This window comes from Paenibacillus motobuensis (genome assembly GCF_039521865.1).
GTDB classification, from domain to species: Bacteria; Bacillota; Bacilli; order Paenibacillales; family Paenibacillaceae; genus Fontibacillus; species Fontibacillus motobuensis.
The window spans coordinates 96614-119281 of record NZ_BAAACX010000026.1; the positions used below are offsets into that span (position 1 = coordinate 96614).

Annotated in this window: 21 protein-coding genes; 4 read left to right on the forward strand and 17 right to left on the reverse strand. The window is 47.4% G+C overall.

Annotated features, from left to right (window positions below; all coding sequences use genetic code 11):
* Positions 1-21 precede the first annotated feature (21 nt).
* The 8 genes from ABD014_RS22975 to ABD014_RS23010 all read right to left on the reverse strand — a co-directional run bounded on the left by ABD014_RS22975 (position 22) and on the right by ABD014_RS23010 (position 8405).
* A complete protein-coding gene (locus ABD014_RS22975) occupies positions 22-1023 on the reverse strand; it encodes a glycosyltransferase family 2 protein (protein ID WP_343865261.1) in 1002 nt (333 codons plus the stop codon).
* A 703-nt stretch (positions 1024-1726) separates the two neighbouring features.
* Entirely contained in the window at positions 1727-2173 is a 447-nt protein-coding gene (locus tag ABD014_RS22980; RefSeq protein ID WP_343865263.1) for an OsmC family protein, read from the reverse strand.
* 187 nt (positions 2174-2360) lie between these two features.
* Positions 2361-2519 carry a hypothetical protein gene (locus tag ABD014_RS22985; RefSeq protein ID WP_343865265.1) on the reverse strand — a complete coding sequence of 53 codons (159 nt, stop codon included), beginning with the start codon at positions 2517-2519 and terminating at the stop codon, positions 2361-2363.
* A 79-nt stretch (positions 2520-2598) separates the two neighbouring features.
* Positions 2599-3423 carry a phosphoenolpyruvate hydrolase family protein gene (locus ABD014_RS22990; RefSeq protein WP_343865267.1) on the reverse strand — a complete coding sequence of 275 codons (825 nt, stop codon included), beginning with the start codon at positions 3421-3423 and terminating at the stop codon, positions 2599-2601.
* A 31-nt stretch (positions 3424-3454) separates the two neighbouring features.
* Positions 3455-4669, reverse strand: coding sequence for a Tm-1-like ATP-binding domain-containing protein (locus ABD014_RS22995; RefSeq protein ID WP_343865269.1), 1215 nt, complete (start codon positions 4667-4669; stop codon positions 3455-3457).
* Positions 4670-4794: 125 nt separating this feature from the next.
* Positions 4795-6000 (reverse strand): phosphoenolpyruvate hydrolase family protein, encoded by a 1206-nt coding sequence (locus ABD014_RS23000; protein WP_343865271.1) that lies wholly within the window; start codon positions 5998-6000, stop codon positions 4795-4797.
* Positions 6001-6185: 185 nt separating this feature from the next.
* Entirely contained in the window at positions 6186-7106 is a 921-nt protein-coding gene (locus ABD014_RS23005) for a carbohydrate deacetylase (RefSeq protein WP_343865273.1), read from the reverse strand.
* Positions 7107-7190: 84 nt separating this feature from the next.
* On the reverse strand, positions 7191-8405 hold the full coding sequence (locus ABD014_RS23010) for an MFS transporter (protein ID WP_343865276.1): 1215 nt from the start codon (positions 8403-8405) through the stop codon (positions 7191-7193).
* A gap of 134 nt (positions 8406-8539) precedes the next feature.
* Between ABD014_RS23010 and ABD014_RS23015 the strand changes: the two genes are divergently transcribed.
* The 3 genes from ABD014_RS23015 to ABD014_RS23025 all read left to right on the forward strand — a co-directional run bounded on the left by ABD014_RS23015 (position 8540) and on the right by ABD014_RS23025 (position 11111).
* Positions 8540-9451 carry a LysR family transcriptional regulator gene (locus ABD014_RS23015; RefSeq protein WP_343865278.1) on the forward strand — a complete coding sequence of 304 codons (912 nt, stop codon included), beginning with the start codon at positions 8540-8542 and terminating at the stop codon, positions 9449-9451.
* A gap of 13 nt (positions 9452-9464) precedes the next feature.
* Positions 9465-10592: a VanZ family protein gene (locus tag ABD014_RS23020; RefSeq protein WP_343865280.1), complete on the forward strand. Its 1128-nt coding sequence runs from the start codon at positions 9465-9467 to the stop codon at positions 10590-10592.
* Between the two features lie 198 nt (positions 10593-10790).
* Complete coding sequence (locus ABD014_RS23025; protein WP_343865282.1) at positions 10791-11111, forward strand: PAS sensor protein; 321 nt, start codon at positions 10791-10793, stop codon at positions 11109-11111.
* A 75-nt stretch (positions 11112-11186) separates the two neighbouring features.
* Here ABD014_RS23025 and ABD014_RS23030 read toward each other — a convergent pair whose 3' ends face one another.
* From ABD014_RS23030 to ABD014_RS23040, 3 genes are all read right to left on the reverse strand, one after another.
* Complete coding sequence (locus ABD014_RS23030) at positions 11187-11960, reverse strand: exodeoxyribonuclease III (protein ID WP_343865284.1); 774 nt, start codon at positions 11958-11960, stop codon at positions 11187-11189.
* Positions 11961-12302: 342 nt separating this feature from the next.
* Positions 12303-12638, reverse strand: coding sequence for an antibiotic biosynthesis monooxygenase (locus ABD014_RS23035; RefSeq protein WP_343865286.1), 336 nt, complete (start codon positions 12636-12638; stop codon positions 12303-12305).
* A gap of 94 nt (positions 12639-12732) precedes the next feature.
* Positions 12733-12927 carry a hypothetical protein gene (locus tag ABD014_RS23040; RefSeq protein WP_343865288.1) on the reverse strand — a complete coding sequence of 65 codons (195 nt, stop codon included), beginning with the start codon at positions 12925-12927 and terminating at the stop codon, positions 12733-12735.
* A gap of 172 nt (positions 12928-13099) precedes the next feature.
* Between ABD014_RS23040 and ABD014_RS23045 the strand changes: the two genes are divergently transcribed.
* Positions 13100-13357, forward strand: a complete 258-nt coding sequence (locus ABD014_RS23045) for a GlsB/YeaQ/YmgE family stress response membrane protein (RefSeq protein ID WP_343865290.1) — start codon at positions 13100-13102, stop codon at positions 13355-13357.
* A gap of 86 nt (positions 13358-13443) precedes the next feature.
* Here ABD014_RS23045 and ABD014_RS23050 read toward each other — a convergent pair whose 3' ends face one another.
* The 6 genes from ABD014_RS23050 to ABD014_RS23075 all read right to left on the reverse strand — a co-directional run bounded on the left by ABD014_RS23050 (position 13444) and on the right by ABD014_RS23075 (position 22656).
* Positions 13444-15060, reverse strand: a complete 1617-nt coding sequence (locus ABD014_RS23050) for a response regulator (protein WP_343865292.1) — start codon at positions 15058-15060, stop codon at positions 13444-13446.
* Between the two features lie 241 nt (positions 15061-15301).
* Complete coding sequence (locus ABD014_RS23055; RefSeq protein ID WP_343865294.1) at positions 15302-16648, reverse strand: ABC transporter substrate-binding protein; 1347 nt, start codon at positions 16646-16648, stop codon at positions 15302-15304.
* Between the two features lie 13 nt (positions 16649-16661).
* Positions 16662-18383 carry a sensor histidine kinase gene (locus tag ABD014_RS23060; RefSeq protein ID WP_343865296.1) on the reverse strand — a complete coding sequence of 574 codons (1722 nt, stop codon included), beginning with the start codon at positions 18381-18383 and terminating at the stop codon, positions 16662-16664.
* Positions 18384-18556: 173 nt separating this feature from the next.
* Entirely contained in the window at positions 18557-20149 is a 1593-nt protein-coding gene (locus ABD014_RS23065; protein ID WP_343865298.1) for an FAD-dependent oxidoreductase, read from the reverse strand.
* Positions 20150-20280: 131 nt separating this feature from the next.
* Positions 20281-21810, reverse strand: a complete 1530-nt coding sequence (locus ABD014_RS23070; RefSeq protein WP_343865301.1) for a DUF4127 family protein — start codon at positions 21808-21810, stop codon at positions 20281-20283.
* Positions 21811-21825: 15 nt separating this feature from the next.
* Positions 21826-22656 (reverse strand): carbohydrate ABC transporter permease, encoded by an 831-nt coding sequence (locus ABD014_RS23075; RefSeq protein WP_343865303.1) that lies wholly within the window; start codon positions 22654-22656, stop codon positions 21826-21828.
* Positions 22657-22668 lie beyond the last annotated feature (12 nt).

A 22668-nucleotide genomic window follows, 5' to 3' on the forward strand; every position in this document is an offset into this window, starting at 1 on the left:
GCACCACAACTTTCCTGATCGTTATTTGGAGATCAGCTCTGATGGTGGATAATATTGATAAGACTCATTCGACTGCATCTCTTCACGAGGATAATGCACAGTCTCTCTTACAATATATTGAGGTCTGTTCTTGCTCTCATCATAGATTCGGGCAATATACTCACCCATCACTCCAAGCGACAGCATTTGAACGCCACTGAACAGTGTAATAGCCATCATAATTGACGTCCAGCCCCGCTCCACTTCAGGAAGATCGAACAGCTTCGCGCATAAGGAGTATACGAGTACGACTAAGGCTAGCAGAACTGTCAGCATCCCCATTCGGGTGATCAGCTTCAGCGGCTTGGACGAAAATGAGAAAATCCCATCAGAAGCAAAGGCAAGCATCTTTCGCAGCGGATATTTCGTAGTGCCCGCCATACGTTCATTCCGGTCATACTCAACATAGGTTTGGTTGAATCCGATCCAACTGACAATCCCGCGAATAAACTTGTTCCGCTCTGTCATTCGATTGAACACATGCACAACCTTGCGGTCGATTAATCGAAAATCACCTGTATCACGAGGAATGTCCGTATCCGACATCCGCTGGAGGAAGCGGTAGAACAGCGCTGCCGAAGCAAGCTTGAACAAGGTTTCCCCCTTGCGCTTCCTGCGCTTTCCGTATACTACTTCATAGCCTTCTTCCCATTTCTCCAGCATCTGATGGATCACCTCAGGAGGGTCCTGTAGATCAGCATCGATAATAACGACGCAATCCCCTCTTGACGAGTTGATTCCTGCGGTAACTGCTGCCTGGTGGCCGAAATTTCTTGCAAAATTAACAATCCGTACATGTTCATCCAATCTGGCCAATTCATCTAGGATGCCCAGTGTACGATCCTTGCTCCCATCGTTTACAAAGACAAGCTCATAATCGTAGCTTGTGTCGATCATTACGTCTGTTAATGAATCGTAACACTGCCGAATGACCTCTTCCTCATTGTAAGCAGGGATTACTACCGATATGCATTTATCGTTCATTTCTCCCACTCCTTAGAACCTATAGAATATAAAAGCGAATATGATCATTTTCAAGGACTCTATAATAATGAAAAATCGACAAAAAATAGAAACTTAGGCGACGCATTTCTTGTTTTCACTACATTTCTATCATTTTCAATTATTTTCATATTTTTTTTGATAGTTTTCAATTTTGTACACGAAAATAAAGTAAGATGGCTATCATCACTGTGTCTGGGGGATATTATGCGACTTAGAGGAACCTTCATGATCACTGCTAAAAAGTATTATAGCAGTTCAAACTGAACAATTTCTAAACAATATTGTAATAACAAACATGTACCTGTATATGCACAAAAAGCCAAATGACTTGTCTCGTCTTGCAACAAAATGTCGAGTATATCTCTTACTAAACTTTGGATTCAAAGTATATTTGAGGCATAGTTGGCATACATAATGCAGTACGCCAGTAATGGGGCAAAATATATATATATGGGGTGCCTAATGAAAAGGCTCGGACGTTAATCGTCCCAATTGTAGGAGTATCTTTCCAGATCATTGTAACAAAAAGTGGGATGATTTCAAGTCCCATAAACTTTATTCCAACAAAATAACTCTTTTTTTCTAATATAGCGTCTAATAGAAAAAGCCCCGGATGTCGGAGGCTTATATTCTAGCATATGAAGCTGTAGCTTTATATTTCTATCATTCAGCAGACGTTTCATTACGAATTGATAATAATACTCTCTAATGTAAGATTAACCGGGTTGGCGATCGTATCTCCAACTGGGCATTTGCTCTCCAGGAAGCGTACGAACTCGTCAACCTTCTCCTTCGGAGAATCGGTCTTGATGCGGAACGTATAACGGATATCGGAATATCCTGGCCGGACTGGAGCGCGGTCGAAAAATCCATCCAGATCGAGATCGCCCTCAACCTCTACCTGAAAGTCATCCAGCTTCACTCCGAATTTAGGCGCGTACACTCTGGCTACGATCGATTGGCACGCCCCAAGCGATGCCAGCAAGGCTTCAACCGGATTCATTCCTGTATCTGTTCCTCCCAAACTTTTGGGCTCATCAATTGTAAGCTCGAAATTGCGGGCCGTAGTCTTCACCCGGACTCCGTCCTGCAAATGCGCAGTTGCTTTGAAGGTATGTACAGCAGCCATCTTTCAACCTCTCCTTTGTCTGGACTCATCTGTTTCGATATTTTAATCAAAACATACTTATCAACTTGGTTTTATAAGATATTATAAATTCACTGCTGTACACTGTCAATCTTTAGAAAATTGCTCACAACAATAAGGTGCCCTTCGGCTCTTAACCGACTAGGGCACCCTCTATCTCACAATACCATTACTTCTCATCCTTTGATTGCTCCTGCCCGAATGCCGCCTTGGCGTCCTCCACCATCTCTTTGGCGAACTCCTCCCTTTCCTTGCTAGGATCCGGCATCTTGTTCAGCGGAGTCGTCTGCACTTCATACTTGCTCAGGCCTTGAGATTTCTTGCCCATGCTATTTCTGCACCCCCTTCAGCTGTTATATAGTCCAACTGTAGGATGCAGCAATAGACACCCTTTTATGCACTTGTCCTTATTTCAAGATTCCTTTGAACGCTTCGGTCTGCTGCTTGATACCTACTTCAGTCGCAAAGCGCTCGATGCTGGATGCCCCGAAGAAGCCCTCCACATTTTTCGTTCTAGCCAGTACATATTCCGCATCCCCTGGCTCAGCAATCGGACCACCGTGACAAAGCACCATAATATCCGGGTTCACCGCCTTACCTGCATCACAGATCGCTTGAATTTTATCAACACAATCATCCAGCGTTAAGGCCGTCTTCGCACCAATCGTTCCCTTCGTCGTCAATCCCATATGAGCAACCAGAACATCTGCTCCAGCCTCGGCCATCTTCTTCGCCTGTTCTGGGTCGAATACGTACGGGGTCGTTAGCAGATCCAGCTCATGGGCTTTACGTATCATTTCCACTTCCAGATCGTAACCCATACCCGTCTCTTCCAGGTTGGCGCGGAACACACCGTCGATCAGACCTACCGTCGGGAAGTTCTGCACTCCAGCGAAGCCTTGATCCTTCAGCTGCTTCAGGAAGATGTCCATAATCCGGAATGGATCTGTGCCGCACACCCCGGCCAGAACCGGCGTATCCTTCACGACCGGAAGTACTTCATTGCCCATGTCTACAACGATCTGGTTCGCATCGCCATAGGCCATCAAACCAGCCAACGATCCGCGTCCTGCCATCCGGTAGCGGCCTGAATTATATATGATAATCAGGTCAACACCGCCTGCTTCCGCACTTTTTGCAGAAATTCCGGTTCCTGCACCAGCACCCAACAGCACATTGCCTGCGGCTACCTCTGCTTTTAGTTTCGCCAATACCTCTGCTCTTGTCTTCATCTGTATTTCCTCCCTGGTTATATGAATTGCTTCATGAGCCCTGATCCATCAATTCCACTAGCTTCTTAGCAGCGGCCACTGCAAATACCTGATCGTTGATATTCGCGTCTAGTTCAATGAATTCAACCTTACTGCGATCGATATGCTGCCGCAGCATATTGAACAGCATTTCGTCCTCGGCTGCTCCGCTGAACGGACCACCCTCGGCATCAAGCATCGAGACCCCTTTGAGCGGAATCATCAGTGCGGTTGGTCCTTCGCTCATGTTCAGCTTATCGGCAATAATCTCACCCAACTGACGATTCTCCTCCACCGTCGTCCGCATCAAGGTAACCGATGGATTATGCTTGTACAGGTTGCGACCCTTGAACTGCTCCGGCACCGTATCATACGGTCCAAAATTCACCATATCGAGCGCTCCGGTTGACACGACCTGCGGCACCTTACAGCGCCCCGCTGCCTCCAGCCGATGCGGGCCTGCCGCTAACACTCCGCCGACCAGTTCATCGCACCATTCGGTCGTTGTGAGATCCAGAACTCCATCGATAAATCCGCCCTCAATCAGGCTCTCCATCGTTTGTCCGCCGGTTCCGGTAGCATGGAAAACAAGCACCTCATAGCCCTGTTCCTCTAAATACTCACGCGCATAATCCACACATGGTGTCGTAACTCCGAACATCGTCGCTGCAATCAACGGCTTCTTATCCTGCGGCGGAGCCGATTCGAACTGGACCATGCCAGCGATCGCATGCACGGCATTCGTAAATATTTTTGTAGAGAAGGAATTCAGTCCTGCCACATCCACGATTGACGGGAACATCATAATATCGCTCGTCCCCACGTAAGGGGCCGTATTACCTGATGCGACGGTCGATACCATTAGCTTCGGCACACCGATCGGCAATGCTCTCATGCCTGCCGTTGCAATCGATGTCCCGCCGGTTCCGCCGAAGGACAGAATACCGTCAAATTTGCCTTCTGCGTAGAGCTTCGGGATCAACTGTTCCATTCCCTTAGCTAACGCCTCCGTGCCGATGGAACGGTCCTTCTTCCCGGCAATTTCATCAATGTTCATGCCCGCTGCTGCCGCCACGTCTCTATTAGAGACATCCGGGGTAAATAACGGTGCAAACACGCCACAGTGAATCGTGTAGGCCTTCAACCCTAGACCCTCAATCACCGATTTCACATACAAAAACTCTTTGCCTTTGGAATCAAATGTCCCCGCAATAGCTATCGTCTTCACCGTATGCCCTCCTTCAATCTTGATTCAGGTTCCAGCGAAATTGAACTGCAGGCGATCGCCTTGAACCTCTATGGCTCTATAATACAGCGCTTTCAAAGGAAAGTAATCGTACGCTTGTATGATGTTCATGTATATTTGTCTGATGCTTGTTTGCGGAAGGTTTGCGGCGTCATGCCGGTATATTTCTTAAAGGTCTTGCTAAAGTGAACATAATCCGGATACCCCACCAGTTCGGCGATACTCGTTAGAGACAGCTTGGTATGCCTTATTATATCCTGAGCTTTATGGATACGATACTTGGCCAGATATTCCGGAAAGGTACACCCTACCTCTTTATTAAAAAGCGCGCTAAGATGCGTCCGTGATACATGAATCTGATCCGCAAGATCCGTTAGCGAAATGTTGTTCATATAGTTTTGGGCGATATGCTCTTTTACAATGGCGACATAGTCATACGGCTCATTGAAAAGTGTAAGCTTACCCATTAGCCGCTGATCCTGTTCCAGCTCCCCCGTCACTTTGAAGCGATACGTCGTATCTACAATAGCCTCCTCTGTCGGAATCCGCTCAAAGCTTGAGCCTCCGACATAACCCATCGCCGATGTATTATCATACATATACTGCACATCAATTGGTGTATGTACTGGTCCTCCATATATGAGCTTGATCGGGCTTCGTCCCGAGGCATCGCTTACGGCAAATATCTGTCTGGCAAGCTCCGCGCTGGTCTCCAGCGACAGGACCTTCTTCGTTCCCATTAAGCCTCCAGCAGTCACGCCCAGATGAGCACAGATCACGTCCGCTCCGGCATCAAGCATGAACGCCGCTTGTTCAGCATTAAATACGAAGGCCATCGTGAACATATCCTGCTCATGGGCAATACGAATCGCCTCGACTTCCTGGAGATAGGAGATTCCTTCTTCCTCAAGCGCCTCACGAAATTGTCCATCAATCAAGCCAAGGGTGGGGTAATTGATAATCCCAGCAAAGCCGCTGCCGCGAATCGTCTCAATGTAAGAAGGCAGGTCGATGGTCGGATCGCTTGCGCATAAGCCGAATACTACGGGCTTGTCCCTTACAACAGACAAGATCTCTCGCGATCCAAATTCCATCACCATCTCATTGGAATTGGCGAACGGCATCAGTCCAGCGATAGAACCTAACCCCATCTGTCTGAAGCGCCCTGAATTCAACGCCAGAATCAAATCAGCTCCGCCTTTCACCGCATATTTCGCCGAGATTCCCGCTCCTGCAGCTACACCGATAATATGCTCATTCTCATGAATCTGCGCATGCATATGCTCTACAATTCGCTTCCGATTGATTGTCATATTTACCCCACCTCATCCTGACCTCGAACATTCTGCCCCTGAATGTCCCCTCGTCTTTCTATTTACTATTATAAAGAAAATTTCTCTCCGAGGCATTTTCCCCCCGCTCTTTCATTGTTCTGCATTCCCAACAACTAAAAAAAATAACCCCCTGAATCAGGAGGTTATCCTTCTTTCCATATGAGCTAGATACCCTGCTTATTGTAGCGGAGTGGGACTTTCTTCTCATTATTCGCTCTTTTCCTTTTCCCTCTGGATCGGAGCTGCACAACAGCATGAAGCGGGGAAGAGGGTGATCTCCGCATCCTCGAAGCCCTTGACCGATAGTGAACTCGTGAACGGACGGACGGCTTCCGCCGCTGCAACGCCCTGTAATTAATCGGCGATACTCCGATAGCAGCCAGCGTATTAGCGACCTCCTGATTCGCGAACAAAGCAAGCTCCTGCTCACGGATTTCAAGCCAGCGAGAATACTGGAGCAATACATCGTCTACATAGCCTGGATGACAGACGATCTCCGTTACGCCCTCTTGTAGAGATAACAAATGCTGCCGTAGACGTTTTCTTCCCTCATCTCCGGCATAGGAGTCCAATAGAATGTAATCCGTCATCCTTGGTACCGGCGCATCGCTTAACGAATGCGAGATCTGTAATCTACGGAGCGAAATGCCCTCATTATATGCTTTTTGTGCCATAACTTTGTAAATCGTGGGATGATGCTGATGCAGCAAATGATGAGAGTCAAGATGCGTCGGGCGTAAGCCCGTCTTGACGAGGCGGTCCCACTGCGCTTTAAGCTCTCTGGATACATCCCTCGAATCCCAAATCCGTTCAATTGCTTCGCTATGGAATGCCCCGTCTTCCTTCACAAGCGAAGGGACACTGGCTGGATCAGAAACCGGCCGACCATAGGTTAGGTTGAAATGCAGACCTACGCTTAAATCTGGATAGCTACGGGCCAATTGCACCGCATCATCGAAACCAGGCATGTTCACTATTAAGGAGGTACTAGTGATCCCGCCCGCCTTGAAGGCCTCGATAATCCCACGGTTTACACCTGGGGACAGGCCAAAATCATCTGCATTTATAATAACTTGTCGATTCATCTATAACATCCCTCTTCTGGAATTAACCCTGATGTAATAATTAATGCGGGATGAACTCCTAATGAAAGGGACAATTGCTTAGTTTTAACGAATACCGCTTCCATGCGCATATTGTGTACGACGAGAGCCAGTAGCAAGCCAAGCGATGAGCACCGCTAGGACAAGCAGTACACTGGCATAAGTGATCATACCGTTCCAACCGAAATGGTGGAAGAACAAACCGCCAGACCAGCCGACTAGACTTGATCCTCCGTAGTAGAATAATAGATATAGCGTAGAAGCCTGGGCCTTATACTCGCGTCCTGCGGCAATACCTACCCAGCCACTGGCAACGGAATGTCCAGCGAAGAAACCGAACGCGACAATGGCTACCCCCCCTATTTTCAAGAACAGGATAGAGCTTAGTGTCAGGAGCACACCGATCATTAGAATGCCAATCGCTAGAGCGATGACATGCTGCCTGGAATAACGGTCGGCCAGCTTGCCGAACAATACCGAGCTGCAGGTGCCGAGCAAATTGACAACGAACAAGAAGCCAAACACGGTCTGACTCAAATTATATGGCTTGCTAGTGAGCGGATAACCGATGTAGTTCAAGATCATAATATAGACGCCCATAAGCAGGAAGGCCGTAAGAAATAGGCCTAACAAGTTACGCTGCGAGAAATTATGCTTCAAATTTGCCTCCCATTGCTGAAGGCTTGTCTTCCCAGGTGTAAAATTACGAGACGAAGGCAAACTGTACCAAAAGATGAGACTGAACAGCAGACTGAGTACTCCAAGAATCGTTAAGGCAATCTGCCAGTTGAACAGGTCGGTTAATGCCCCGATCACAATCCGGCCAACTAGGCCGCCGATTGAAGTACCTGCGACATAAATTCCGATCACTCGTCCTATAGCTTTTGGGTGGAACTCTTCGTTAAGGAAAGCCATTGCTATAGAAGGGAATCCGGAAACACTGATCCCTATCAGAAAACGGATGACAAGAAATAGCGAGAATTGATGCGTGAATGCGGACAATATGGCTAATACCGAGGTGCTGAGCAGCGACAGACTCATTAGCAGCTTGCGATCAACACGGTCGGATATAGTCGAGATAATGATGAGGCCGATTGCTAGGCCGATCGTTGCTAGCGACACAGAGGCTCCCGCGGTCGCCGGAGAAATATGATATTGCTTGGAAAATAAACTGATTAACGGCTGCGGACTATACAGCACCGCAAATGTAACAATGCTGCCGAGCAGCATGCTAAGAGAAGTTCTCCGATGCTCAGAACTCCCTAATTCAATGGTATTCATTTCTCTCTCTCCAATCCAATACTTATCTATATTTATTGGCCACATATAAGTATAGGACGGGTCAAAAGTATAGTATAATGCATTATTAGTAACACTCTTATATAGTGTATGTAATAAGCAGGAGGAGAGTAATTGTGGAGTGGCAGCAACTGGAGTATTTTCAGACCGTAGCACGAATGCAGAACATGACTTCTGCAGCCAGGGCTATGAATATTACACAGCCAGCACTAAGCAGATCTATTGCCAGACTGGAATCTGAATTAAACGTTCCTTTATTCGAACGGAAGGGCCGGTCGATTGTTCTGAATCGATATGGAGAACTATTCCTTATTCGAGTGGAGAGGATGATGGAGGAATACCAGGCAGGGCGACGTGAAATTGAGCAGCTGCTTGACCCCGAACGAGGTGAAATATCGCTGGGCTTCTTGCATACGCTCGGAATCCGCTGGATTCCCGATCTGATTGGCAAATTTCGCGAGAGTTATCCGAATGTCCGCTTTCAGCTTCATCAGAACAGCAACCTTAATTTGCTTCATCAGCTCCATTCGGGAGAGATCGATCTATGCATGTCCTCCCCGCAGGAGACGCCACCAAATATTCATTGGACGAAACTATGGACGGAGGAGCTGTTCCTCGCGGTACCGGTTCACCATCGGCTCGCTGGAGCAAAATCCGTTGCTCTGAAGGAATTGAAGGATGAGATGCTGATTTCATATAAAGAAGGGTATGGACTCCGCCACATTATGGATGAGCTGCTGCACCAGGCAGGCATCTCGCCCAAGATTCTGTTCGAGGGAGAAGAGATCCATACGATTGCTGGTCTGGTATGCGCCGGACTAGGGATCGCAATCCTTCCGAAGACGGAGGGCATCGATGAGGACGGACTGGTCTGGGTAACGATTGCAGATCCTGACTGTAATAGGGAGATCGGGATTGCTTGGGCGGAAGGGAAGTTTCTATCCCCTGCGGCAAACCTGTTCAAGCAGTTCGTGATCAATACGGCCAACCAATATCATAACCAAAGAGCAATGACCAAACATAACTAAGGGTGACAATCACATGCTACAATCTTATTTATTTCCAATCAAATATGCTTTTTTCTCTTTTCCTTTCGCTGCATTCTTATTTACGATGCCGTTCTTGATTGTACAGTATCGCAAATATGGCTATATCAATAAATTCAGATCTTTTCTTCTCTATTTGTTCCTGCTGTATTTAATGAATGCTTATTTTCTCGTAATTCTGCCCTTGCCCGCATCCAGGAACAATCTGCCCATGGTTGCAGGGGGACTACAATGGATGCCGCTCAATTTCATTCACGATATTCTAAAGGAGACCGGGGTCGTCATTAGCAAGCCATCATCTTACCTGCATTTGCTTAAAGAACGTGCTTTTCTTCAAGTTCTGTTCAATATTTTTCTAACCGTGCCCTTCGGTATGATGCTCCGGTATTACTACCGTCTCGGATGGTTGCGCTGTATTTTGTATACATTCCTGCTGTCCCTGTTCTTTGAACTTACGCAGTTGACGGGCTTGTATGGGATCTATCAGCATCCTTACCGCGTATTCGATGTAGACGATCTACTGATGAACACACTCGGAGGAATCTTTGGAGTTCTAATTGCCGATTGGACCTCAAGTCTGCTGCCCAATGTTGAACATCTGGATGCCGATGTAGACCCAACCGCCAAACGTGTCACTTATTTGAGGCGCGGTATCGCCTACATGATCGACTTCTGGATATGGACTATCTTTGAAGTGATCCTCGACCAGGCGTTCAATCTGTCTCTGTCATTCTTCCTGTCAACAGGCTTTTACTTCATGCTGCTTCCTTACCTGACAGGCGGCTATACGTTCGGCAAATGGATTGTACGCATCAAGCTGACTCGAACCGGGCCGAAGCAAAGAGTATCGCTACTGTCGCTGGTTTTACGCTATGGAATCCTATACTGGCTGATCTTCGGCATACATCAGTTCATTCCAAGATTGACCAATGGTCTGCATCCATTTATCTCAGTGATAGTTACGCTGTCTATATTCGCGCTCGACGTGGCCCTCTTTATTCATGTTGTCATCTACATGATACGCAAGGAGCCGCAGCTCTTCTACGAGAAGATCAGCAGAACCAAACATGTCGTCGCCTGGGAACCCCGAAGCAAGCAAGTACAAGAAGCGAACAGCCAGTAGATGTATAAAATAAGACGCCCGTCCAAACAAACGGTTTATGGCCTTTTGTCTAGACGGGCTTTTATTTTGATATCAATCCTATTCAAGCTTTTAGATGAAGCTCTAAAATACTTATATATATATTTCTATCATTTACATATAATTCTATTAATTGTATAATGTTGGTGTATTCTATAAAATATGAAAGGTGTTGATTGTATGAGTCTCAAAAAATTAATAGCAGGTTCAATACTCGGCTTCTTGTTATTGTCTGGTACTTCAGTCGTAGGAGCTGCACCAATTAATATTCACAATTCACCTAGTGTAGAAGCTACAGCAGCTATTCAACAAATTGGAAGACAGGTAGTCGCATTCAACAAACAAAATTATCCTACTATTTCTTCTCTCCCAACTCAGATTTACTACAACCAAGGAGGGTATGCTGGTTGGATACCCATGACTTATGTCACTTCAATAACAAACGGTGCGGGTGAATGGTGGAGCGTTACGTATGAAGGGCCCGTAAGTCCAGTACTATAAATGTCTAGGAGCCAGTTGGCTCCTTTTTTACGTCTCGAATCTTTTTCAATACGGAAACTTCATCCATTTTGTATTTTAAGCAGATTCAGCTTCGCTCATTTCTAAGTAGAGCTTCACCGGACAGTGATCGCTACCCATCACATGGCAGTCGATGTCAGCATCCTTCAAATATGGAGTCATCCTGGCTGAGGCCAGGAAGTAATCAATTCTCCATCCAACATTCCGCTCCCGAACCCTTGGCATGTATGACCACCAGCTATAAACCTGTTCACGGTCAGGATAGAAATGACGGAACGTGTCCACGAACCCGGCGCCAAGCAGTTCGGTCATCTTGCCCCGCTCCTCTAGGGTGAAGCCGGAATTGCCGAGATTCGACTTCGGATTTTTCAAATCGATTTCCTGATGAGCCACATTCATATCCCCACATACGATTACGGGCTTCCGCCCATCCAACTCTAGTAAATAGCTGCGGAAGCGATCCTCCCATTCCAGACGGTATTCCAGCCGGGTCAAATCGCGCTTGGCATTCGGAGTATATACGTTCACCAAATAGAAAGCATCGAACTCCAATGTAATCATTCGGCCCTCTGGCTCATCATTCTCCTCCAGACCATACCATACCGACAGCGGCTTAATTCTCGTAAATATAGCGGTGCCAGAGTACCCCTTTTTCTCCGCATAATTCCAATACTGTTCATACTCTTCGCCCAGCTCCAGTTCAATTTGCCCTTCCTGCAGCTTCGTCTCCTGAACGCAGAAAATATCTGCATCCACTTCTTTAAAATAATCATAGAATCCTTTATTTACGCATGCTCTAAGGCCGTTCACATTCCAAGATACCAGTTTCATAATGTTCTCCTTGCTAGAATATAAGATAGTCTGATTTTATCATACAATTTGTCGCCGGCACCTGTTGAGCTACTGAAACATATTCCTACCAACGCTTCCAACAAAAAACAGCGCCCCCTAACCACGGACACGGCACTGTCTCCTTATTATTCATGTAGTAGTGCGTGTTCAAAAAGGTCGGTTTTCAGCACCGAGAAGGTTGGATGAAGTTAGGGTCTGAGGAGGGGAACGTACGTAGTAGGTACGTGAGCACCGGAAGGCCCGGCTGAATTCAAGATCCGATGTCGAATAAGCTACCCGTGCTACTTCGTGATCAAAAGCGGACTTTTTGAACAACCTCTATTATTGATTGGCGGCAAATGCTTTGCCTTTCTTTACCACGTCAGCATTATATAAATTCACAGATGTACTAATGATATAGGACGGAGGCTGCTGGCCTTTCTTCTGACGGTGACCTTCGATATGTGCGGGGCTCTTCTCCCAATTCTTCCAGGCTTCTTCCGATTCCCAACGGATAACTGTAACTACTTCTTCCTGTTCCTTGCTCTTCTTATTCACCATCACACTAATATCGATCAAGCCTTCCATCTCATCCATCGGACCAGGCTGGCTGAACCGTTCAATGACTTTATCGCTGTTTCCCTTTTCGATAAGCATCGTTCTTGTCATGATAAACAATGGCAGTACCTCCGAATCATATAAATATTTTTTAATAATTACATTCATATTAATCGATAATGATTATCATTGTCAAAATATCCATATCTGCTTCTTATCTACGCTGTCTAACCTCGAACCTGTCCAATCGTTGTCCCTCTATATCGTAGGCCTCATAAGTAAGCGAGCTTTTCGTAACCGTTATGGCGGCGTACATCTGCTTGAAATTTTGAAAATGAACCGCATGATAGAATTGATCCAGCTTCTTCTCATTGAACTTCTGCCCCGATGCATTTGTCGTTACATACACGGTACCTTCGCCTTCTCCAACGATCTTCCTGTCCTTGACCGAATAGGAGCGGGAATAGCCAATTTTGAATATATAATTTATGAATTGGCACCTTTTTTAGAACATATGTTTAAAACACCTTCCTTTGGTAAATAGTAAATGCAAACCAATTAAAAAGCAGAGGTGTTCATGAATGGGGTTTTTATGGTCATTAATCATCGGTGGTGTTCTTGGCTGGCTGGCCGGATTAATTCTTGGTAAAGATGTTCCCGGTGGAGTCATCGGCAACATTATTGCCGGATTTATCGGGGCTTGGCTCGGCAGCTTCGTGTTAGGAAATTGGGGACCCGTCCTTGGCGGCTTCTACTTCGTACCTGCCCTTATTGGGGCGATCGTGCTTGTCCTTATCGTCAGCCTGATTATGCGTTCCATGCGAAAGAACCGCACCTAATTCTCGGAGCGGACTTTCCAAAGACCAAAAAAGGCCAGCCCAGAATTTGTCTGGCTGGCCTTTTTTCACATGAACAGAAGCCGCAATTATACGTTATTACCGCTCCCTGTCTTAAGGCTCTCTTCACGATACTCTGTTGGCGTCCTTCCCGTTACCTTCTTGAATACCTGCGTGAAATAACGCGGGTCCTGATAACCGACTAACGGAGCAACCTGATAGACTTTAACATGACTATTCTTCAATATATATTGAGCCTTCTCAATTCGATAATTCGTTAAGTACTCCAGGAAAGTGTAGCCTGTCTCCTGCTTGAACAGCATACAGAAGTGGCTGATGCTCAGTCCGGCGATCTCGGATACTTCTTCTACACTGAGGTCCTTATGATAATTATTGTCGATATAAGACTTTGACTTCGTAATGATCACGTGAACATTTTCTTTGGATTCATTCTGTTCCCCTTCGCGAATCCACTTCCCGAAGCTGATCTTCAATAACTGAATCATCTCACTAAGTATGCCCAGAGAATGCAGCTCCTGCAGCAGACCCTCCAGAGACCATTCAGGAATTAGATTCATATGTTCAAATTCCCTGTACAGCACAACGGTCAACTCGACGATGCTCCGCTCGGCCAATTCTTTGGAGAAGGACTCGTCCTCAATATATGCCCGGGTCTTATCTAGCAATTCCATAAGCTTATCATGGTTCAGCGTGCGAATGCATTCCAGCATGGATGATTCCAGATGCTTCGGATATTTCGGGTCGCCCGCATCGCCAGTTCCTTGAAGCGAATCGATAAATACTCCTTCTTCATCACTATAGAAGCGCTGGTACAGCGCTTTGGCCGCGCTCTGGTATGCCTGGCTTAATCGCTCAATACCGGTAACAGGCTGGCTGAAGCCAATGGAGCATGGCAATTTGGTATTCCATTTGATCTGCTGAATAATATCGATTCCCAGCCGCTCCTTCTCTTCCTTCATCGAACCCGGAAAGAGCAGAACCCATTCTCCGCTATGAAAAGGAAATACCGTAAGCGCCCCCTGGGACAGCGACCACTCACTAAGTATATTGCGGATGGCAAATAGCCATAACCTTCGTTCCTCTAGCGACCATATTTTGTTCAGCTTCAAATAATGATCCAGCTGCACGACCGCCATAAAATACTCTTCTTCCAATTCGCTGTTCTCCAGCCAGCGCATATGCTGCAGCGGGCTCTGACTGTGATTGCCCTCAATCACCTCTGCAAACATCCGTTCACGGGCTAACAGCGATAGCACCTGCACCGAATGCAGCAGCTTGTCATTTTCCATCTGCTTATCCAAGGTTTTCTTGGCGCGAAGGATCATCTCAATCAGTTCATCATGATCGATCGGCTTCAGCAGATAATCGAATGCCCCTTCCCGCAAAGCCTCCCGGGCATATTCAAACTCTCCGTAGCCGCTAATAAAAATAAATAACCTCTTGGCGTCCTCAGCCAACACTTTCTTCATCAGCGTGATCCCGTCTATGCCAGGCATCCGTATATCACTAATAATCATATGGGGAGCAAGCTCGCGTACGAGACGCAGCGCCTCTTCTCCATTCCGCGCTTCTCCGACAATTTCGAGCTCCAGTTCATTCCAGGGAATCGCCACCTTCAAGCTGCGTAAAATAATCGGCTCATCGTCAACAAGAATAACCCGGTACTTCCCCTCTCTCTGTTCCATCCCACACACCTCCAGATTTTTTTTAGAAGTAGTTCAAAAAGTCCACTTTGATCACGAAGTAGCATTGAAAGTTTATTCGACATCGAATCTTGAATTCAGCCGGGTCTTCCGGTACTCACGTACAAACTACAAGTAAATGCTTCCGAGGTCGTTTTCTACGAAAACGTGTAGCTCCGCTCCTCAGACCCTAGCTTCATCCAACCTTCTCGGTGCTGAAAGTCGGACTTTTTGAACATGCCCTTTAATTCGGTAAAAAACTTTTTCGCTGCTTCCAATACTGATCTGAGGTTTGTTGAATTTGTTCCAACGCTTCATTCGGAGAAGTCTGATCCAGAATCATCCCTTCGATCACTTTAAGGAAGGTCTTGCTGACCTCCGGCGACAGTGCATTATCATAAGGTACAAAGGTTTGTTTGCTGCCTTCCATCAGTTTGACAACCTGCGCGAATACCGGGCCTGTCTGCTCGGAATCGAAAGTGATTTTCATGGAAGGAATCCGCAGGCCCTCGTATACTACTCTGCTCTGGACTTCCTGGGTATAGAACATTTTAAGCAATTCCAGCGCCACCTCCCGCTTGCTGCCTTCAAGAGTAGAGGAGAGCCCGATGCCAATCGTATAGCCACCCGCCATCGAACGCGGTTGATCCGCGCGAAGAGACGGAAACGGGATAACCCCCACTTGACTCTGGAAATCTTCCGTTTCCTCTTTGCTATGAAATAAATTAATGTCCCAGTTTCCGTTCAGATACATCGCCGCTCGGCCGCTCGTAAAGGAATCGATCGCCTCCTCGGTCGACAGATCATTGGCCGGCGAGGTGAAGGCTCCTTCTCGAACCCACTTCTTGAAATGCCTGAAGGCTTGCAAATAAGCGATATTATTGAAGCTCTTGTCTTGCTCTCCCTGTGCCAGCTGCTGGATAAGCGTCGATCCGGCATACCGGTCCATTAGATAATGGACATAAATCGCCGCAGGCCATCTCTCTTCATTTCCCAGCGCAAACGGCGTATATCCATAATTCTTCAAGGTCTTGATCGCCGAGTCCAGTTCAGTCAACGTTCTTGGTGGATTAATACCGAGCTTCTCGAAGACAAGCTTATTGTAATAGAGCGGCTCTGCGTTCCCTTCAATCGGCAACCCATATACATGATTGTCGAAGGTCCATAGTTGTAGATCCTGGAACTCATTCCCGAGCCCATTCTCCTGTACGAATCCCGTTAAATCCATCAGCCGGTTGGAACGAACATAAGGCTCAATTTCGGCCCCGCCAAACAATACGAACATATCTGGCGGCGTCCCCGTTACCATTTCACTCTTCAGCTTCTGTTCGCGGTGTACCGTCTGGTCCATACCTTCGAAGTTAATCTTTACATTAGGATGAGATGCCTGATAGGACTCCACAACATCTTCAAAAATATTCAGCATTTGTCGGTCATGCTCCTTGATCCAGAAATGGCGGAAGGTCAACGTTATTTTCTCGCTCTGAGGCTCCTCAATCGGTTCACTTCCGTTTGCGATAATGATTAATACTGACACGCCCAGTACCAATGCATACAGAACAATCCAGCCCCAATTCAATAACCACTTCATTTCTCTCCCCCCCTTATGGCACCATCTTTGGAATACGGATTCGGATGATCGACCCAAATCCAGGGGAGGAACAAATCATAATGCCGTAATATTCACCGAATTGAAGATGAAGCCGCTCGTGGACATTTTTCAACCCTACGCCGTTCTCCCGATATTTCTTAAGGGTGCTCCAATCCTTACTCCATAGACTTAGTAGAGTACTCTGATCGAAGCCGGGCCCATTATCTCTGACATCAATGACAATATCATCTCCATACTCCCCGGCAGTGATCGAGATCATTCCGTTCCCCTCCATCGGTTCTATCGCATGGTACAATGCATTCTCTACGATAGGCTGAACGATCAGCTTCTGTGTCTTATAGAACTTCAATTCCTCCGGCACTTCAATTTGATAGGAGAACTTGTCCTCGAATCGGAACTTCTGGATGTCCATGTAATGACGAACATGCTCCATCTCCATCGCTAACGGAATCATCTCCTGATTCTCGCTAATGCTTATGCGAAGCAGTTTCCCGAGCGACACGACCATTTTGCTGATATTCCGGTTCCCCTCCAGCACGGCCATCGAATTGATCGATTCCAGCGAATTATATATAAAATGTGGATTGATCTGCGCCACAAGAGCCTGTAGTTCAACCTCTTTCTTGCGATCCTGCTCCTTCTGGACCTGCTCAATCAGCTCAACGATCTGTTTGCTCATTCGGTTGAACCCATCGATAAGCAGATCACGCTCATCATCCGCCTTGACAGAGGTTATAATCGGCACGAAAATACCTTGCTGAACCCGCTTCATCCCGTTCACAGCGCTAATGATGCTGCCGACCAGCCGGCGGACGAAGAAACGGTCGAACAGAAAGGCGGAGATCAGTGAGACTAACACCAGAATGACTGCGATATTGCGGATCGAGACGGACTCCGAAGCAATCATACGGCTGGGTGTAATGGCTGCCAAATACCAATCCTTATTGTAGGAAGGCAAATATGTGATCAGCGACTTCTCGCCAAGATAGTTATCGACGTAATAGCCCCGTTCATTGTCATAGCCGTCAGCCAGGAACGGAAATTCCGTCGCTTCCCCGATATGATTGCCCGACTTGTCGAACACGATCTTCCCCTGCTTGTTCACCAGCAGGATATCTCCCTGCTTCAATGTCGCCGCATCCCAGAATACTTGATCGAGCAGATCCGGCTTCACATAGATAACGACAGCTCCGATATCCTCAAGCGAATAATAATCTTTAATGATCCTTGCCTGAATCAGAACCCGATTGCCCGGAGCAGCAGACCCATTCTCGCCTGGCCCAACCCATATAGGCCGGCCCTCAGCCTGTCTCATGGCCTCGAACCAGCTCTGTGTGCTCAATTCCTCGAATGACATAGCTTCATTGTACTGATACAACAGCTTATTCTTGGAATAGAGCCCGAAGGAAGTAATCATCGGATGGTTGATCAAGTTGTTAATATCCTGCTTCTGCTCATACGTAATTGTAAAATCAGGCTGCTTCAGCTTCTTCTGAATCGCTGGTTGTGTAATCGCCGAATTCGAGATCGTCGTAAGTTCGCTAAGTGCAAACCTCAGCTTCCGGTCGGTCTCTAATAGAGATACCCAATAGAAGTTGCTCGATTTCTTCTCCATAGCGTGAGAGAAGCTGTAATAAGAAATCGATCCCATCAGGATTACAGGGATAAACACAAGAAGAATAATAGCTAGCAAGATTTTACGACGGAGCTTCATTTGCGCCTTCCCCCCATAATCTACTAACTCTATTATTCTTCGTTACTGACTTATTTTCCTTGCAGTTGTAAAGAATCCATCAGCTCTTAATAGCCTCTAGCATAGAATTAGAGACAGCCACCCCTTTTTAACAAAAGAGTGGCTGTCTGCTGATTTATTCTGCTCTATCGATGTTATAGGACCAGATCATCCGGCCAATGGATCTGGACCCCTTGCCTTTGAATCAGCGCTTGATAGGCCTGAAGATGCTCCGAATTGGCGTGTACCTCATGCGGCGTCACTTGATTCTGCAGCGCATAGGCCGCTAAATAACCGACCGATTCCCCAATATTCCATTCTGTCGGGTGGAGGCGGTAGCATCCGTTCGTGATTTGAGTGGTGCCGATATTTTTACAAGCAGGAAGCAAATTCTTGACCCGGATCGGCAGCAGCGCACCAAGCGGAATCTCGTACGGATAGTTCGGAATATAGAACGTCCGGTTCGTGACGGTCGTCAGGTGAACATCCAGATGATAGCTGCCGACACCGACGCTATCGTCATAACGGCGAATCCCTTGTTCCCCGCGGATCTCCTTACTAACATCCTGCTCCGTAATGGTATACATCGCTTGAATCCGGCGCGACTCGCGAATATACGGGTACTTCGCCAGTCCGTCCTCTGTACCCAGCACATCCGTACGCAGCCGTATGCCTGGATACCCTCGGCCTCCGTCCGGACGAGGCGTCTCGGTCTGGAGCCAGTAGATCAGTGAGAGGCTTAACTGTCTAGCATTCTCCAGATGTTCCTCCCGTTCTGCTTCAGGAACGTCAATAATTGAACCCAGAAAATAATCGTTCTGCGGCCAATTGATCAAGGTGATATCACTTTCATATAGTCCAGACTCAAATAAAGCCGGGTCGATGACACGACGATACGTCCACAGCGACAGCAGCTCCCGCCCGGAAGCGTCCGTGCTGCCTGGAAATAGGGCGAACTCCTTCATTTTCTCCGCGTCATCCGTATCGTTCGCATACCAGCTTAACAGCGGAATATTCGTATGCTTCGGTACGAACTTGCGCCAGAAATCATATTGCTCAGGCTTCTCAATCGTGAAATCGCCACCCTCTATATAATCGAGGGCAAACACATGAGTAATCGATTGTATATCAAGTGGATTCGCCTCTTCCAGCGCATGCGGCTCCCCTGTCTCATGCCTGGACTCCGCACCTGTTACATATTCAACCCCCGCCAACGGCAGTACGTCTCCACATTCCGTAGCATCGAGGAAGTATGCTCCTCTTAGTACAACTTCTTCACCTGAACTTATATGTGTAACGGTTACACTCTCTATCTGATCTCCGTTCGCTGAGGCTGCAGTCGGTCGAAAATGATACATTACCGTAATCCGGCCGCTGTTCACATACGGGGCCAGCATATCCTCGATGACACGCAGCGCCACCTTCGGCTCATGACATAAGCGGCTTACCCAGCCATTGCCGGGATTAAGCAGCTCATTATTCTTCGCTTCTTCCGTCATCGGATAGTTGTCTCTATAATACGCACGCACCCGGTCTCGAAACTCGCGGTACGTCTCTGTGCAGCCGAATTCCTCGATCCATTGATGTTCGTCCGGCGGAACCGCCTGACTTGTCAGCTGACCGCCGAGCCAATCCGTCTCCTCTGTCATGATCACACGCACGCCCATTTTGGCTGCAGCCAATGCGGCCATGCATCCGCCCAACCCGCCGCCTAGGACGGCGACGTCTGTCATTCGCTCGTTATCCATCTCTCGCTGGCTCCTTCTCCGGCGCTTCCAGCATCCACCTGAGCTGTTCATGCACCTTTTCTGTTATTTGCAAAATTTGCAGACCCTCGCAGCATTAGCGAAGCTCGAACCCTCGTCGTACTTTATTGTCCTTACTTAGTATCACGGACATGGGTCTTCAATCCAACCTCAAACATCCGACTCCAAGGCATATAGCAATCGTCAATCACGATCTCATAATTACTTTCTGGGTCATGCAAATGATTCTCGATGAATTGGTTCAATTCAACTCTGACCCGCTCGGCGATTTGTCCCCGCTGTCCATCGATCGAGAAATAATTGTATCCCATACCAGGCAGCACCCGATCACTTACATCCCTACGGACGAAAGCGCAATAGCCTCCATCCTCTACATATCGTAGTGACAGGAAATCGCGATGCTGCGGCGTATTGCCATACACAGCATAGATCATGCCTTGTGCAATGCAGGTCCCGAGCGTGTTGCCGCTTGTATTCCAACCTGCATAACCGGCCAATTTGAACAACAGCTTCTTATCGCGAAGCAGCTGCAGCAGTTCAAGATCTGCTCCGTTGGCATAGGCTACATCGGCGATAACACAAGGCTTGCCGAGACGGTGAACAATATCATCAGCCACCTCGATCAGTTCAACTAGATTCCGGTATACCTGATACCCTAAAAAGGGCCGTCCTTGATCATTCGACTCCATCATGCTCTCGCCGGGTGTATTGATGCATAGGGCCATATCGGCTTCTGCCAGGGACGGCGACATTAGCCCTCCGGCCGCCATAATCTGATATTTGACCGATTCATATAGTACACGGTCTTCATATAGAGGTATCACTAACGGCCCTTGCACACTGGCAAAATGAACATGCACCCGCGGCTTACGGCGCTCAAAATGATTGATCATACGGGCCAGCAGCGTACATCCCACTTCATCGGCTCCGGGATACATATAGACGGATAGCTGCTGCTGACACTTCTTGACATGCTCCCGAATGTGCTGCTGATCCACCGCGGTCAGACCATAAGGGGCCGAGTCATCCTGTGGAATGATCATAAAATCAACGGCTCCGTCCTGTACCAGTTCGATGGCTCTCTTATTCGCTGTTAAATTAACAGCACGGCGCTCCGTGTAGTCCTGCCATATAGATTCAGGCAAAGCCATCTCAATCTGCTGCAACTCACTCTGCTCTTCTTCTGTCGCAATGCCCAGCTCCAACCGGTGGCGAATATATCCGCGCCGGAAAATCTCCCTGCCCCAATCCTCGTAATAATCCGGTTCTTCATCACTGCTGGAATAGCGTGGGCAGCGCATAATGAGTTGATAAGCAAATACGTGCAATGCCGGGTTGATCCGCTTCAATTGACGGAGCTTCTCCAATTGCTCCCCGCACTGTTCCTCCGTCATCTCATGCAGTCGCGAGGGGATGATTCCTCCGTATAGCAATGTGTCCAAGGCCACAATCACGCCGTCTGCATCACGTGCCTGCTCGAATAGCCAGGCCCATAGCTGTTCGATGTCTCCAGGGCGCTTCTTCAGCCCCATCATGCTCAAATCCGGACGGACGACATGATAATCCGTTCCTGCGGCAAGAAGTGCCGGAAATTCGTAATTGCACGGACGTTCGTCCAACGGAATATATATAATTTTTCTCATGTGAGTAGTGTCCTCCTATCCTTTAACTGCTCCGGATACACCTTCCATGTAATATTTCTGGGTGCACAGGAACACGACGATAATCGGTATAACCGAAATGACGGTCCCGGCGGCAATCCAGCCAAAATTATAGGAAAATTGGCCATTTAAAAAGCTGAGCGCGGACGCGATCGGATACTGCTTCGTATCATTAAGCACAATCATCGGCCAGAGGAAGCTATTCCACATCCCCATGAACTCCAATAGTCCAATAACGGCAATCGCCGGTTTCACAATCGGTAGCGACAATTGTAACCAAATGCGAAATTCACTGGCGCCATCCACTTTACCGGAATCACGAAGCTCGTGCGGCATGCCCATGAACGCCTGTCTCATTAGAAATACGTTGAACACGGTAACCGCTGAAGGAAGCACGACTGCAAGAAACCCGCCCATCAAGCCTAGTGCTTTTACCGTCAAATAGTTAACTACCATGCCGGCTGCAGCGGGAATAATCATCGTCGCTACCAGTAGTGCAAAGATAAGATCCCGTCCTTTGAACCGAAATACGGCGAGCGGGTAGGCCGTTAGACAGGAGAAAAAGATGTTCATAACGACGCCCATCAGAGCAATGATAACGGTATTCATTAAGTATCTTGGAAAGTCCATGTAATTCCACACTTGGACGTAATTATCGAAGTCGATAAATGTCGGGAAGATCGCCGGCGGAGAGCTGAACACATTCTTGCCGGGCATGAGCGACACACTTAATATCCATAGGAATGGTCCCATCATAAAAATGGCAAACAGAATCAAAGCTGCATACAGCGCTATTAATTTCAGAACACGAAGTGGTTTTTTTCTCATATCATGCATCCA